The following is a 348-nucleotide window of genomic DNA, read 5'->3' as shown; positions in this document are numbered from 1 at the left end:
GCATAGCTCACCGTCAGAGTCGGATTTGCACTGCCGTATGCCTTGCTTTTATCATCCGTCGTGATCGTAAGTGAGGCGGCTGTCACGTTCATCGTTCCATCGGCATAAGTGATTGCATAATTGGACGCTGCAGCTCCGCGGGCTACGATCGGATAAGTCCCCACCGGACTTCCTATAACTGCCGTGGTGGTAACTGTCGGCACTGTGGTTAGCACAGTTTCTATATCGCCGTTTACAAAACCAGAATAGCTTACAGTCAGAGCCGGATTCGCGCTGCCGTAGGTTTTGCTTTTATTGTCTGCAGTCACCGTAAGAGATGCCTGGCCCACCGTAAGAGTGCCGTCTACA

1 protein-coding gene is annotated in these 348 nt (G+C 52.0%); it reads right to left on the bottom strand.

Going from position 1 to position 348, the window contains the following annotated elements:
• Positions 1-348: MBG domain-containing protein (locus tag DM397_RS00300; protein ID WP_204251841.1), on the bottom strand; the 348-nt coding region annotated here is incomplete at both ends.

Source organism: Flavobacterium nitrogenifigens (assembly GCF_003254565.1).
GTDB classification, from domain to species: Bacteria; Bacteroidota; Bacteroidia; order Flavobacteriales; family Flavobacteriaceae; genus Flavobacterium; species Flavobacterium nitrogenifigens.
This window is presented reverse-complemented; position numbering and strand designations above follow the sequence as displayed.